The sequence below is a fragment of the Pedobacter aquae genome, assembly GCF_008195825.1.
Lineage (GTDB): Bacteria > Bacteroidota > Bacteroidia > Sphingobacteriales > Sphingobacteriaceae > Pseudopedobacter > Pseudopedobacter aquae.
Genome location: NZ_CP043329.1, coordinates 3,121,271 through 3,135,138 on the forward strand (window position 1 = coordinate 3,121,271; position 13,868 = coordinate 3,135,138).

The 13,868-nt window shown below is 33.9% G+C and carries 13 protein-coding genes; 8 read left to right on the forward strand and 5 right to left on the reverse strand.

Annotated elements, in window-relative coordinates; all coding sequences use genetic code 11:
• Nucleotide 1: 1 nt before the first annotated feature.
• Both lpxD and FYC62_RS13710 read right to left on the reverse strand, forming a co-directional pair.
• Nucleotides 2-1,051, reverse strand: coding sequence for a UDP-3-O-(3-hydroxymyristoyl)glucosamine N-acyltransferase (lpxD, locus tag FYC62_RS13705; RefSeq protein ID WP_149075343.1), 1,050 nt, complete (start codon nt 1,049-1,051; stop codon nt 2-4).
• A 72-nt stretch (nt 1,052-1,123) separates the two neighbouring features.
• Nucleotides 1,124-2,335: an HD domain-containing protein gene (locus FYC62_RS13710; RefSeq protein ID WP_149075344.1), complete on the reverse strand. Its 1,212-nt coding sequence runs from the start codon at nt 2,333-2,335 to the stop codon at nt 1,124-1,126.
• Between the two features lie 108 nt (nt 2,336-2,443).
• Here FYC62_RS13710 and porX point away from each other — a divergent pair, with 108 nt between their 5' ends.
• Genes porX through FYC62_RS13730 form a run of 4 tightly spaced genes read left to right on the forward strand, consistent with a single transcriptional unit; the run spans nt 2,444 to nt 6,659 of the window.
• Nucleotides 2,444-3,997: a T9SS response regulator signal transducer PorX gene (gene porX / locus FYC62_RS13715; protein ID WP_149075345.1), complete on the forward strand. Its 1,554-nt coding sequence runs from the start codon at nt 2,444-2,446 to the stop codon at nt 3,995-3,997.
• A 21-nt stretch (nt 3,998-4,018) separates the two neighbouring features.
• On the forward strand, nt 4,019-4,438 hold the full coding sequence (gene tsaE / locus FYC62_RS13720; RefSeq protein WP_149075346.1) for a tRNA (adenosine(37)-N6)-threonylcarbamoyltransferase complex ATPase subunit type 1 TsaE: 420 nt from the start codon (nt 4,019-4,021) through the stop codon (nt 4,436-4,438).
• Nucleotide 4,439: 1 nt separating this feature from the next.
• Entirely contained in the window at nt 4,440-5,666 is a 1,227-nt protein-coding gene (locus FYC62_RS13725) for an alanine dehydrogenase (protein WP_205943726.1), read from the forward strand.
• 42 nt (nt 5,667-5,708) lie between these two features.
• On the forward strand, nt 5,709-6,659 hold the full coding sequence (locus tag FYC62_RS13730; RefSeq protein WP_237612938.1) for a YihY/virulence factor BrkB family protein: 951 nt from the start codon (nt 5,709-5,711) through the stop codon (nt 6,657-6,659).
• Here FYC62_RS13730 and FYC62_RS13735 read toward each other — a convergent pair.
• Nucleotides 6,656-7,180 carry a SixA phosphatase family protein gene (locus FYC62_RS13735; protein WP_149075347.1) on the reverse strand — a complete coding sequence of 175 codons (525 nt, stop codon included), beginning with the start codon at nt 7,178-7,180 and terminating at the stop codon, nt 6,656-6,658. The two genes, FYC62_RS13730 and FYC62_RS13735, sit on opposite strands and share 4 nt — an antisense overlap.
• A 1-nt stretch (nt 7,181) precedes the next feature.
• Entirely contained in the window at nt 7,182-8,549 is a 1,368-nt protein-coding gene (locus FYC62_RS13740) for a D-alanyl-D-alanine carboxypeptidase (RefSeq protein WP_168199453.1), read from the reverse strand.
• A 61-nt stretch (nt 8,550-8,610) separates the two neighbouring features.
• Between FYC62_RS13740 and FYC62_RS13745 the strand changes: the two genes are divergently transcribed.
• Nucleotides 8,611-9,849, forward strand: a complete 1,239-nt coding sequence (locus FYC62_RS13745) for an aspartyl protease family protein (RefSeq protein ID WP_149075349.1) — start codon at nt 8,611-8,613, stop codon at nt 9,847-9,849.
• On the opposite strand, the gene FYC62_RS13750 is transcribed toward FYC62_RS13745, so the two are convergent.
• Nucleotides 9,846-10,970 (reverse strand): sensor histidine kinase, encoded by a 1,125-nt coding sequence (locus FYC62_RS13750; RefSeq protein ID WP_205943727.1) that lies wholly within the window; start codon nt 10,968-10,970, stop codon nt 9,846-9,848. The genes FYC62_RS13745 and FYC62_RS13750 overlap by 4 nt on opposite strands.
• A gap of 190 nt (nt 10,971-11,160) precedes the next feature.
• Between FYC62_RS13750 and FYC62_RS13755 the strand changes: the two genes are divergently transcribed.
• The 3 genes from FYC62_RS13755 to FYC62_RS13765 all read left to right on the forward strand — a co-directional run bounded on the left by FYC62_RS13755 (nt 11,161) and on the right by FYC62_RS13765 (nt 13,803).
• The gene (locus FYC62_RS13755; protein ID WP_149075350.1) at nt 11,161-11,595 is read left to right on the forward strand and encodes a nuclear transport factor 2 family protein; all 435 of its coding nucleotides are present in this window, start codon (nt 11,161-11,163) and stop codon (nt 11,593-11,595) included.
• A gap of 110 nt (nt 11,596-11,705) precedes the next feature.
• On the forward strand, nt 11,706-12,857 hold the full coding sequence (gene egtB, locus FYC62_RS13760) for an ergothioneine biosynthesis protein EgtB (RefSeq protein WP_149075351.1): 1,152 nt from the start codon (nt 11,706-11,708) through the stop codon (nt 12,855-12,857).
• 7 nt (nt 12,858-12,864) lie between these two features.
• The gene (locus FYC62_RS13765; RefSeq protein WP_149075352.1) at nt 12,865-13,803 is read left to right on the forward strand and encodes an L-histidine N(alpha)-methyltransferase; all 939 of its coding nucleotides are present in this window, start codon (nt 12,865-12,867) and stop codon (nt 13,801-13,803) included.
• Nucleotides 13,804-13,868: the final 65 nt, after the last annotated feature.

Here is a 13,868-nt window from a genome sequence, read left to right on the forward strand (position 1 = left end):
GTTATTTATTAATGGAATTATCCTGAAGTTCTTTAAGCATACGCTGTAAATCTTCTATTTTTTTCTCCATTTCTGGAAGTCTTTGGATAATTACCTGAGACCGCATATAATTTTGATAGGTGGTTGCTGGTGCACCGCCCCATTTTCTATTCTCTTCTTCTATGGATTTATTGATACCCGATTTTGCTTGTATTTGCGTACCCTTGGCTAAAGTAATGTGCCCAACAATACCAACCTGCCCACCAACAATACAATTTTCACCAATTTTGGTGCTGCCAGAAACTCCCGTTTGCGAAGCAATTACGGTATTTGAGCCAATTTCTGCATTGTGTGCAATTTGTATCAGGTTATCTAATTTAACCCCTTTACGGATAATGGTAGAACCCATAGTTGCTCTATCTATACAAGTATTGGCGCCAACTTCAACCCAATCTTCTATAACAACATTACCAATTTGGCTTATTTTATGGTAAGAGCCATCTGCTTGTGGAGCAAAACCAAAACCATCGCTGCCTATAACGGCATTGCTATGGATAATGACATTGTTCCCTATAATACAATCATGATAAACTTTTACGCCTGAAAATAAAGTTGTAGAAGCGCCTACTTCTACATTATCTCCTAAAAAAGAATGAGGATAAATTTTTGCCCCATCGCCAACTTTTGCATTAGCACCTATATAAGTAAAAGCACCAATAAAAACATCTTTTCCTACAACGGCATCTGGATGAATAAAGGAAGGTTCTTCTATACCTACTTTATTTAGTTTAAGGGTATTGTATTTCTCTAGCAAAACAGAGAAACTACTGTAAGCATCATTAACCCTAATAACGGTAGCCTTAACCGGCTGGGTTAACTCTAAATCTTTATTTATAATTACCACAGAAGCTTGGGTAGTATAAAGATGAGACTCATACTTTGGGTTAGCTAAAAAAGAAAGGCTACCTTCATTGGCTTCTTCAATTTTTGCTAACTTAAAAACTATTGCGTCTGGATTACCTTCTATGGTTCCATTTAGCAATAAACTAACCTCTTTTGCGGTAAATTGCATTTGGCAAAATTAACTGATAATATGAAATGAACAAATTGTTAGGTTAAAATACAAGGTAGCAAAGTTATACTTTTAAATAACAAAGGAAATTTTTGTTACCACCTTTGATAAAGCCTCTAAGTTAGAATTATCAGAAACTGCCGCTATATCTTCTATTTGCCCGCTTTTTAACAAAACTTTTATGCTACCACTGCCTACTTTATAGGCCATATTGTTGATGGTATCACTAAAAATAAAATATTCAGATTCTTCATCACTAATAGCCAATTTAGCTATAATATGTGCTTTTATTTTAGCAACCTTAGCAGCATCTGGCAAAGAATTATCTATTTCTACTTTATAAAGATTTCTTTGGATAAGATTTTTACATAGGGTACTTAAAATAAAATCATCATGATTTTGCCATACTTTTACTGCGGCCATCATATCATGGTCGTCTAATTTTGCAAAGAAAGAAAGATGCTCACTATCCTTGGTAAAATCATCAGCAAGTATATCATGATATAAAAAATGACTTAAAGCTGGCGTTGCAAAAAGCTTTACATCGGCCTTAGCCAATGCTCTTGCTCTTTTTAAAATCTTAACCAATAATTGCTCTGCCGCCACCACAGTTTTATGTAAATAAACCTGCCAATACATCAGCCTACGAGCTATCAAAAATTTCTCTATAGAATAAATGCCTTTTTCTTCTACCACCAAAGAGCCATCTTTAACGTTTAGGAGTTTAATGATACGGTCTGAGCTTACCATACCCTCAGTTACACCACTAAAAAAACTATCGCGGTTTAAGTAATCTAAGCGGTCTAAATCTAACTGCCCAGAAATGAGTTGTGATAAAAACTTTTTAGGATAATTATTATTGAAAATGTCCAAAGCCATGTCTAACCTACCATGAAACTCTTGGTTTAAACGCGACATAAACAAGCGGCTGATACGCTCGTGTGAAACGTTTTGAACCAAAGAATGCTCTAAAGCATGGGAAAAAGGACCATGGCCAATATCATGCAATAAAATAGCAATACAAGCCGCTTCTTCTTCTTCCGGAGTAATTACATGGCCTTTAGTTTGCAAATGTTCTACCGCTAATTGCATTAAGTGCATAGCGCCTAATGCATGATGAAAGCGTGTATGTAAAGCCCCTGGATATACCAAATGTGTCATCCCTAATTGCTTAATATATCTTAAGCGCTGGAAATAGGGGTGCTCTATCAAATCAAAAATTAAATCTGTTTTGATGCTGATAAAACCGTAAACCGGATCGTTGATAATTTTATTCTTATTCAAAGGAAATTATATAAGGCACAAATTTTGTTATTTTTATTGATGCTGTATGCATTAATATACAATATTTACAGCATTTTTATATTTTAATTGATAATAGAAACTAAAGATATGCAAACAGCCAATATTTTATGGGCAGATGACGAAATAGATCTTTTAAAACCACACATTTTATTTCTTAACGAAAAAGGATACCATATTGATACCGCAACCAACGGAAATGATGCTTTAGAAATTTTTAAATCGAAAGATTTTGATCTGGTTTTTTTAGATGAGAATATGCCTGGCTTAACTGGCTTAGAGACTTTAACTTCTATCAAAAGCACCAATCCGGATATTCCGGTGGTTATGATTACCAAAAGTGAAGAAGAATACTTAATGGAAGATGCCATTGGCGCAACCATTGATGATTATTTGATAAAACCTGTAAACCCAAAACAGATACTGCTAACCATTAAAAAGTTAATAGATAATAAACGTTTAATTAGCGAAAAAACTTCTATGGCCTACCAGCAAGATTTTAGAACGCTTGGTATGACCTTGAACGATAATTTAAACTTTCAGGAGTGGATTGATGTATACAAAAAGCTACTGTTTTGGGAAATTAAACTAGAAAAACTAGAAGATGCCGGTATGCATGAAATTTTAACCATGCAAAAAGCAGAAGCTAACGCCCAGTTTTGCAAGTTTGTAGAGAAAAATTACGCTACTTGGATAAACGACCAAGATAACGGACCAACATTTTCGCATCAGTTATTTAAAAAGAAGGTTTTCCCGGCTTTAAGCGAACATATTCCTACTTTTTTTATTGTGATTGATAACCTGCGTTACGACCAATGGAAGGTTATAAACCCTTTAATTGCAGAATATTTTAGGTTAGAAGAAGAGGATAGCTATTTCAGTATCTTGCCAACAGCAACACAATATGCCAGAAACGCCATTTTCTCTGGCTTGCTGCCTTTAGATATGGAAAAACGTTTTCCAAACTTATGGCAAAATGACGAGGATGAAGGCGGTAAAAATTTGCATGAAGAAGAGTTTTTAAAAGACCAAATTAAACGCTTACTCCGTAAAGATATTAAATTCTCTTACCATAAAATATTAAATCAAGACCAAGGGAAAGATTTAAACGATTCTTTAACTAACCTGATGGACAATGATTTAAATGCCATTGTGTACAATTTTGTGGATATGCTTTCGCATGCTCGTACAGATATGCAAATGATTAAAGAATTGGCTAATGACGATGCCGCTTACCGTTCTTTAACCTTGAGCTGGTTTGAGCACTCGCCACTGTTAGACCTTTTGAAAAAACTTTCGCAAAAGAAAGTGAAAGTAATGATTACTACAGACCATGGTACCATTAGGGTAAAACACCCAAGTAAAGTTATTGGCGATAGAAATACCAACACCAACTTGCGCTATAAACAAGGCAAAAACTTAAACTATAACAGCAAAGAAGTATACCACGTAAAAAACCCACATGAGATACACTTACCAAAATTGCATCTAAGTTCTAGCTTTATTTTTGCTAAAGAAGACAGCTATTTTGTGTATCAAAATAACTATAACCAATTTGTTAACTTTTATAACGAAACGTTCCAACACGGCGGCATTTCTTTAGAAGAAATGATAATTCCGTTTGTAACATATAAGAATAAATAAATTATCGCTTATTTTTACGATATGCAAATAAGCGTTAAAAGTTTATCAGAACTTACAGAAGCAGCAAAACAAATTATAGAAGCTGCCGGCGAAGAGAAAATTTTTACTTTTTATGGGGATATGGGAGCCGGAAAAACAACTTTGATAAACCATTTATGCCAGCAATTAGGAGTAGAAGAGCATACTTCTAGTCCTACTTTTTCTATTGTGAACGAGTATAAAGGCAGTCATAACACCATTTATCATTTTGATTTTTACCGTATCAAAAATGAAAGTGAAGCTTTTGATTTAGGTTATGAAGACTACTTTTACTCTGGACATTATTGTATGATAGAATGGCCAGAAAAAATAGCCGATTTGATTCCGTACCACCACATAAGAATTAAAATTTATCCTGTTACAGAAACAGAAAGATTAATAGATATCCAGAAAATATCCTGATATGAGTTCAACCCTGATGAGCGGTTTTTCTGAAGTGGCCAAACAGGCCCTTTACCAGCCCCAAGAGGCTATGGCCGAAATAAAAAGCAAAAAAAACCAACTCTTTATTGGTATCCCAAAAGAAACTTCTTTCCAAGAAAATAGGATAGCTTTATCACCATTATCGGTAGCGTTGCTGGTAAATAATGGTCATAAAGTAGTTATAGAAGCAGGTGCGGGCTTAGCTGCAAATTTTTCTGATAAAGATTATTGTGAACAAGGTGCCCATATTGTTTATGATACCAAAGAAGTTTACCGGGCAGATATCATTTTAAAAATTGCGCCTCCAACAAAAAGCGATATAGAAATGATGAAGCATTCGCAGATTATTTTTTCTGCGCTGCAAATGGCTACCATCAACAAAGAAGATATACAGGCTTTAATGGCCAAAAAAATTACCGCTTTAGCTTTTGAATATATCAGAGATGATGGAAATGTATTAAGCGTAGTGCGGGCGATGAGCGAAATTGTAGGTGCAACCTCTATTTTAATAGCTGCCGAATATTTAAGCAATGTTTATGGCGGCAAAGGCTTAATGCTTGGTGGCGTTACCGGAGTGCCGCCAACAGAAATTGTGATTTTAGGTGCTGGTACTGTAGGCGAATATGCCGCCCGTACAGCTATTGGCTTAGGTGCCGAGGTTAAAGTTTTTGATTCTTCTTTATACCGATTAAGACGACTTCAAAATAATATTGGTAGTAGGGTTTTTACATCTGTTATACAACCTATTGTGTTAGAAAAGGCTATCAGAACTTGTGATGTGGCCATTGGTGCTATAAGAGCTTCACATGGCAGAAGCCCATGTATTGTAAGCGAAGAAACCGTGGCTAAAATGAAACCCAATTCTGTTATTATAGACGTAAGTATAGACCAAGGTGGTTGTTTTGAAACATCTGAAGTTACCAACCATAAAAACCCGGTGTTTAGAAAATACGATGTGATACATTATTGTGTGCCCAATATAGCATCAAGAGTGAGTAGAACAGCAACTTATGCCCTTACCAATATTTTTACGCCAATTTTAATAGATATTGGAGATTTAGGCGGTATCAATAACCTCATTTGGGAAAAACACGGTATTAGAAATGCTGTTTATATCTTTCAAGGTTCTATGACTAATAAAGATTTAGCAGAACGTTTTAATTTACCTGTTAAGGATTTAGATTTACTGCTGGTTTCTAATCGATAAAAAAGAGGCTTATTTTTTGCAATCATTCCTCAAAAATCAGGAATGATGAAGAAAATTATTGCAAAAGCTAAATTCATTTTTAAAATCATTATCAAAAGTTTTAATGCCTTTATGGCCGATAAAGGCTTAAAACTTAGTGCATCTCTATCTTACTACACCATATTTTCTTTGGGTCCCATGCTGGTAGTTTTACTTTCTGTAGCTGGCTTTTTTTATCAGGAGAAACAGGTTTTACAGGAAAAAGTATTTGAAGAAATCCAAGGTTTTATTGGTAGCCAAGCTGCTTTACAAGTACAATCACTTTTAAAAAATCTTGCTCTTTCTGGAGATAGTGTAGTAGCCATAATTATTGGTGTTATAACTTTATTGATAGGTGCTACAGGTATTTTTATAGAAATACAAGACTCTATCAATCAAATATGGAAAGTAAAAGCTGTACCCAAAAAAGGTTGGCTTAAATTATTAAAAGACAGGTTTTTGTCGCTATCTATGGTGGGTAGTTTAGGCTTTTTACTCATTGTTTCACTCATCATCAACGGGATGGTTTCTGCTGTAAGTACCGTTTTAAGCAATTATTTACCAGAAAATATCTTGTTTTTGTTTGATGTAGTTAACCTCATGATTACTTTTTTGGTCCTTGTTTTCCTATTTAGCATCATTTACAAAGTTTTACCCGACGCAGAAATTCCTTGGAGAGGTGTTAGAACAGGAGCTATTTTCACATCTCTACTTTTTATGTTAGGCGAATATCTGATAAGACTTTATATAGGATATACAGCTGTAGGCTCTGTTTACGGTGCGGCAGGCACCTTGGTGGTTATTGCCGTTTGGGTTTACTATTCGGCCGCCATTTTATTTTTTGGTGCCGAGTTTACTAAAGTTTATGCAGAAGAAAAAGGCGAACGGATAAAGCCATCATCGCATGCTGTTTATATTAAAATGATAGAGGAAGAACAGCATGTTAAGTACATCCCTAAAGAAGAAGAAAACTAAATATTACTGCTATGATGTAATTTACCAAAATGCTTGATTTGAGATTTTACTTTATCTCCTTTAATTTTTAATTGGATGATAAAATCGTAATCTTCTTCTTGTAATTCTTTTAAGGATAATTTTGCCCCTAAAGCTTCAGCTATTTTAATAACCGTATTGCTGTGGCCAACAACTAATATCTTTTTACCTACCAATTCTTGCTTTATTCTTTTAGCTAAAAAGGCAGTATCATGCGCATCATAAAACTCTATGCCTAAATCTAAATACTTTGCTAAAGGTGCGGCAGTTTCTTGGTTTCTTTTATAAGGAGTTGTAAAAATATGCTCAATTTTTTCTTTTCCCAGATAAGTTTTTAAATCCTCTGCTCTTTGTTTACCTAACTCATTTAAAGATGGGTCTTGATTTTTCTTATCCTGCGTTTGTTTTTCGGCATGTCTTACGATATAAACCGTGGTATTATGTTGCGCAAAAGCTTGCTGAATCAAGCAAAACCAACCTATAAAAAGTAGAAACTTTTTCATATTAATAGTTTAGGTGTATAAAAGTTAAGATTTGCTCAACATCGTTACGTACGGCTGATACTGGCGCAATAAAATTATTATTGAGATAAGAGAAAGCGTATTTCTTGCCCGATTTGCCTACCAAATAGCCCACTAAGTTATAATTGTTAGATAAACTGCCCGATTTTGCAAAAACAAAGCTCTTGGTACTTGTTTTAAACATATTCTTTAAAGTTCCGCTTTTGTTACCAGCGGCTAATAAATCAAAAAGTTTATCATCGTTATTTACTTTTTGTCTTAATTTTTCTAAGATTTTAATACCAAATGCTGGGCTTATTAAATTTAATCTGGATAATCCAGAACCATCTACCCAGTTACAGCTATTTTTAGCTATATCAGTAAAAAGCTCTTGTTGTGCTTTTTGGATGATAAGATTTGCATCCATATTTAATTGTTGTTGCGCAGCATAGTTTAGTAAAAGTTGTTCTGCTAAAAAATTATCGCTGCTTTGCAGCATTTTTTTGAAGACAGAATCAGCCTTAGCGTTATAGATAATTTTAGCATCAGCTGGCACTGGTTGCCACGGTAAAGTACTAACAGATGATGTGATTAAACCTGTAGCCAATAAAGTATCGGTTAACAAGCTTTCTTTGATATTGCTATTAAAGCTAATAGGAATAAGCTGTTTATATCCCGGATTTAGTTGCTCTGGAACAAAAATATTATTGTTATAGAGATTTCTTTTGATGCTTTTTAATGACTTCTGAACGCTTTTTTCGCTGTAATAAAGTGATGCTAAATCTGGCAACATGCTAAAACTTCCATCTAAATTTTGGCTACAGGTTACCATATTTTTATACATAGGGAAATCTGTAATTTCTGCTTGATAACTTTCGTTATAATCATCCCAAAACCAACCTTTACCAAATTTTTCGCCCTTATATCGTCCGCTTACCAGATAAATATTTTTGCCCGAGTTTTTCAAAAAGTCAAAAGCGGGCTGGTGCTTAAAATCTGGATTCAAGAAAGTTGGGTCGGCCATGGGCCATATCATTAAAGAATCACCTTTGATGGTATATTGGTAACTAGGTACAGAATCTGCCATGAAATGCAGGCCTGTATAAAAATTAAGTAATTTGGTGGTTGATGCAGCTGTAAAAGGCATATCAGCATTTAGTTCATAAATAACTTGATTTTTGTCTAAATCTTTTAATACAAAACCAATATGATGGTTTTTTTGCGCTAGTAAATCAAATTGATGATCTATTTGTTGATTACTATTGGTTACAGATTTTTTAGCTGTACACGCTGTTATAAAAGCACATAGAAACAAAACGTATATCACTCTAATCATATTGAAAGAAGGCTTATCATAAAAATTCATCATCATATTAAAAAAAGCTTGCCATCCATAAATCATTAGCTTTTAATTATTAAATTGCTTATTACCAATGATACCCATTTTAAACTTAAAGCTTTTAGTAATATTTATAATTGCTTTTTTCTCATTTATCGAGCCAAATTATGCTCATGATGCATTTGGTTTCAAAGGTAAAAGAAAAAAAGAACAACTGCCTTTTACAAAAGCTAGCGGCTTAATTGTTATCAAAACTTATATCAACCAAAAAGGACCATTTAATTTTATCTTAGATTCTGGCGTGGGTTTAATGGTTATTACAGATCCAGATTTAAAAGACTCGCTAAAGCTTAACTCGCTCAGAAAAATAAAAATATCTGGTTTAGGAGAAATAGAAGAACTTTCTGCTTATTTAGCGCCTTCTTTAAAAGTAAATATTGGCAGTACAGAGGCTATAAGTTTAGGCGCTGCCATTTTAGAAAAAGATTTGCTCAATCTATCTCAACATGCAGGCATCCCCATTCATGGTTTAATTGGGTATGATTTTTTTAACAGTTTCACCATCAAGATATACCACCAAGCCGGATACTTAACTCTTCTTCAAAAAAGTATCAAGCCCAAGCTTAAAAATGGTTTTAAAATCCCTATCACCATAGAGAAAAACAAACCTTATTGCCAAGCTACGGTACAACTTAGAGATAGCACTTACCAACTCAAATTGATAATTGATAGCGGCGCTGGGCATACTTTAGCCTTAGAATCTTTAAACGGATTTAATTTCCCCATCCCATCAGAAAATTTAAAAACAATTTTAGGAATAGGTTTAGGAGGTAAAATTAATGGTTCTATTGCTCGTGTAAACGAGTTTACTTTACAGGATTTAAAGTTTCAAAATCTGATTACATCGTTTCCGCTTTATAATGATGTAGCTGCTAAAATCTTAACTGTACCCCGCAGCGGAAGTATAGGAAACAGGCTTCTAAAGCATTTTAACGTCATTTTTAATTATCACGAAGGCTATATTTATCTTAAAAGAATAAGCAAAAATTTTCCAGATTTAGAGCATGATATGAGCGGAATGGATATAGTTGCCGGCGGCGATAGTTTTAACCGTTATATTATTAACCGTATTGATGAAAACTCGCCGGCTACAGCAGCAGAACTTTTAGTAGGCGATGAAATTATTGCCATTAATTTTAAACCTACACGCTTAATGACTTTAGATGAAATTACAGAAATATTAAGATCAAGAAGTGGCCGTGGTGTTTTGTTAGATGTGGTTAGAGGACAAGAATTCTATAGAGCTGTTATTGAATTGAAAAGGAGAATTTAACCTTCTAAATGTATGATAAAAGTGGTGCCTTTATTAACCTCGCTATGAACACTTATTTTTGAACCCATTTCTAAAACATGGGTATGTACTAAATATAATCCAACGCCTTTAGCATCGGGGTGGTTATGAAAGGTTTGGTACATTTTAAAAATTCTATCCTTAACTTTCTCGGCATCAAAACCCAAACCATTATCTTCTATAATCATCTGCTTACGGCCATCAACTACTTTGGTATAGATATTTATAACCGGATGTTCATCTGCCTTAGCGTATTTAATAGCGTTGGTGATGAGGTTTAAAAAAATACTTTCTAAATAGGTTTTGTTAAAATCTATAGCCGAAAAAGCACTAAAATCTATATTCACTTTGGCTTTAGCCTGATGTAGTAAATGTTGTATGGAGCCTAAAACATTGTTTAAAACTTGGTCTAGTGCAAGTTCTTCTTTAGCTGCTGTAATTCCATCCTGTGCTTTTAAATCTTGCAAATAACTATCCAACATTGTTTTTAACTGATGGGTAGAGGATTCTAAAAGCTGTATTAATTGCTTGGTTTCTTCATCTTCTATTTTATGGGTATCTAGAAGCCTAAACAACGCAATTAAATTATTTACTGGCGAGCGTAAATCATGCGAGGTAGTTCTTGCAAAATGTTTAAGATCTTGGTTAACCTTAGAAATCTCGGTTAAAAGACGATTTTTTTCTTCTTCTAATTTCTTCTTAGCAGTGATGTTTTTAGCAATTGCATATATGTTATCTTGATCATTTACGATGATAGATGTCCAAGAAAGCCAAATAATGTTTCCGCTTTGGGTGATATATCTATTTTCAAAATTTAGTAGCCTTCTACCTTCTTTTAATCCATCTCTGGCTGTTGTTGTAACCAATCTATCATCAGGATGAATAAAGCTAGAGATAGGATTAGCCATTAATTCTTCCTGAGAATATTCTAATAAGGCAGAAACGGCAGGATTAATTTTTTTAAAATATCCGTCAAAGCCTGCTATACAAAGTAAATCTGGTGTATTGTGAAAAAAAGTATCTAACTGTAAAAAGTTATCCCATTGTTTATGGGTAATACTTACAAAACTTTCGTTTTCCTGCATTTTAAAACCGCTTTCCATAAATGCGTTAACTTAAATTTCAATAAATATAGTTTATTATACTAATTATTAAAAAATAAGCTAAAAAAATTAAGTTATCTTGATACAAAACAACAATTTAAAAAAATTTTCATTTTGGCTGTAACATTCTTCTAAAAGCTACAGTCTTAGAGATATAAAACTTAAAAATTAACCTTAAAAAAATTTAATCATGAAAACTAAAAACTTTTTAACTGCAATTGTTTGTTTTGTTCTTTTAAGTGTATCTACACTGGTAATGGCAGATGAGAAAAACATCGATAAAAAAAGCATGAGCTTTAGCATTGGAACTTACATTGATGTATTAAAATCTGGATACAGCGCAGATTACGCTTCTATCATTGCTTATGATGCTAAATTCAACATCAACAGAAACGGTAATACGGTTACCCACTACAAAACAGAAGAGTTAAAATTCAACAACAATAAAAATAATGCTGCAACACAGAACTGCAATGTTTCTTATAAAGTTATAACGGCAAGTGATAATTATGCGCTGGTAACAGTAAGCATGCAATACGAGAATTTTACTAGAGAAAATATTGTTAGCTTATCAAAAATTAAAGATTCTTGGAAAATTACAGAAGTAAACTCTGTATTTAAATAACAGTAAATAAAAAAGATGTGTGTAAATCCTGGGCTAACAAGTCTGGGATTTTTTGTTTCTAACAAAATACTAAGGCATAGCTTTTGAATAATGAAACCTAAACATTGCCTATGCTTCTTCATCAATACAAAACGGTACGTCAACTATCAGAAGAAATTTGTTTGCCATTAGAAACAGAAGACTACGTTGTACAACCCATTATTGATGTAAGCCCGCCGAAATGGCATTTAGGCCATAGCACTTGGTTTTTCGAGACTTTTGTTTTAAAACCATACTTGCCCAACTATCAAGAATTTAACCCGCAATACAATTTTGTTTTTAATAGCTATTACGAAACTTTGGGGGCCAGAGTCATCAGAACAGACCGCGGAAATTTAAGCAGACCAACAGTAAGCCAAGTTTACCAATACCGCAAACATGTTGATGAAGCTATGCATGAACTTTTGCAGCAAAACCTCGCAGATGAAACTATAGAAATCCTTATCCTGGGTTTAAACCACGAGCAACAACACCAAGAGCTATTATGGTATGATATCAAATACATATTAGGGCATAATCCCTTATTTCCCGCTTACGCTGATGAACATATAGAAAACAGAATTTTTACTATTGTCCAGCAAGCAGATTGGCATTACTTTCCCGAAGGATTGTATAAAATTGGTTATCAAGAAGATGGTTTTTGTTTTGATAACGAATTAGCTCCACATCAGGTTTATTTACAGCCTTTTTCTTTGGCAACAGATTTAGTGAGCAACCAAGAATATTTAAATTTTATGGAAACTGGCGGCTATCAAGATTTTAGATTTTGGCATCAAGAAGGTTGGGATTGGGTTTGTAAAAATCAAATTAAAGCACCGCTATACTGGCACAACATCAATAATCAATGGCAAACTTATACTTTAAGTGGTTTAAAAAATATTCATCTACACCGCCCAGTTATGCATATCAGCTATTACGAAGCTGCGGCCTATGCCGCTTGGAGAGGCTGCCGTTTGGCTACAGAGTTTGAATGGGAAGCGGCCTCGGCAAAACTTAACTGGGGCCAACTTTGGGAATGGACAGAAAGTGCTTATCTGCCTTATCCGGGCTTTAGCAAAGCACCAGGTGCTATAGGCGAGTATAATGGCAAATTTATGGTAAATCAAAAGGTTTTAAAAGGTGCTTCTGTAGCAACTGCTGCTGGGCATCAAAGAAAAAGCTATCGTAATTTCTTTCATCCGCATTTGCGTTGGCATTATAATGGTATAAGGCTGGCAAAGTAATTTACCTATGGACACTTTTTTACAAGATGTATTATCGGGTTTAAACGCCACACCTAAAACGCTGCAATCAAAATATTTTTATGATGAGGCTGGAGACATATTATTTCAAAAAATTATGTCATCACCAGAATATTACCTCACCAATTGCGAAATGGAAATTTTCACTACTCAAACCCAAGCTTTAGCAAAAGCCATTAAAAATGGTTTTGATAGTTTTGATTTGGTTGAGCTAGGTGCCGGTGATGCTAGTAAATCTGTATATCTCATAAAGGAATTAAGTAAACAAGACGTTAACTTTACTTATATGCCTATTGATATTTCTTCGCATGTTATTAAGCTTTTAGAAGAAAATTTACCTAAACAAGTACAACACCTTCAAATAAAGGGCTTAAAAGGCGAGTATTTTGAAATGCTTGAAAAAGCAACGCAGATATCAAGCAAAAGAAAAGCAGTTTTATTTATGGGCGCAAACATTGGAAATATGCCAGCCTCAGAAGCAATAACTTTCTGCAAAAAGCTAAGAGGCTTATTAAATAAAGAAGATTTATTGCTCATAGGTTTTGACCTTAAAAAGCATCCAAAAATTATAAGACAAGCCTATCATGATGCAAATGGTTATACCAGAGATTTTAATTTAAATCTCCTCAAACGTATCAATAAAGAATTAGGGGCAAATTTTAATATTGATGCTTTTGAGCATTACCCTTCTTACGACCCCGCTACAGGTTCTTGCAAAAGTTATCTCATCAGCTTAAAAAAGCAAAGTATTATTATAGCAAATACAACCATAAATTTTCATGAGCATGAATATATCGCCATGGAAATTTCTCAGAAATACGATTTAGAAGAAACAGAAAATATGGCTAGACAAGCTGACTTTAAACCCGTAAAACATTTCTTTGATGAGAAAAAGTGGTTTGTAGACAGTATTTGGGAATGTATTTAATATCACACTGATTTAATATTGAAATAATATTGATCCTTTACTTTTACATCAGTTTAAGTCTTGAT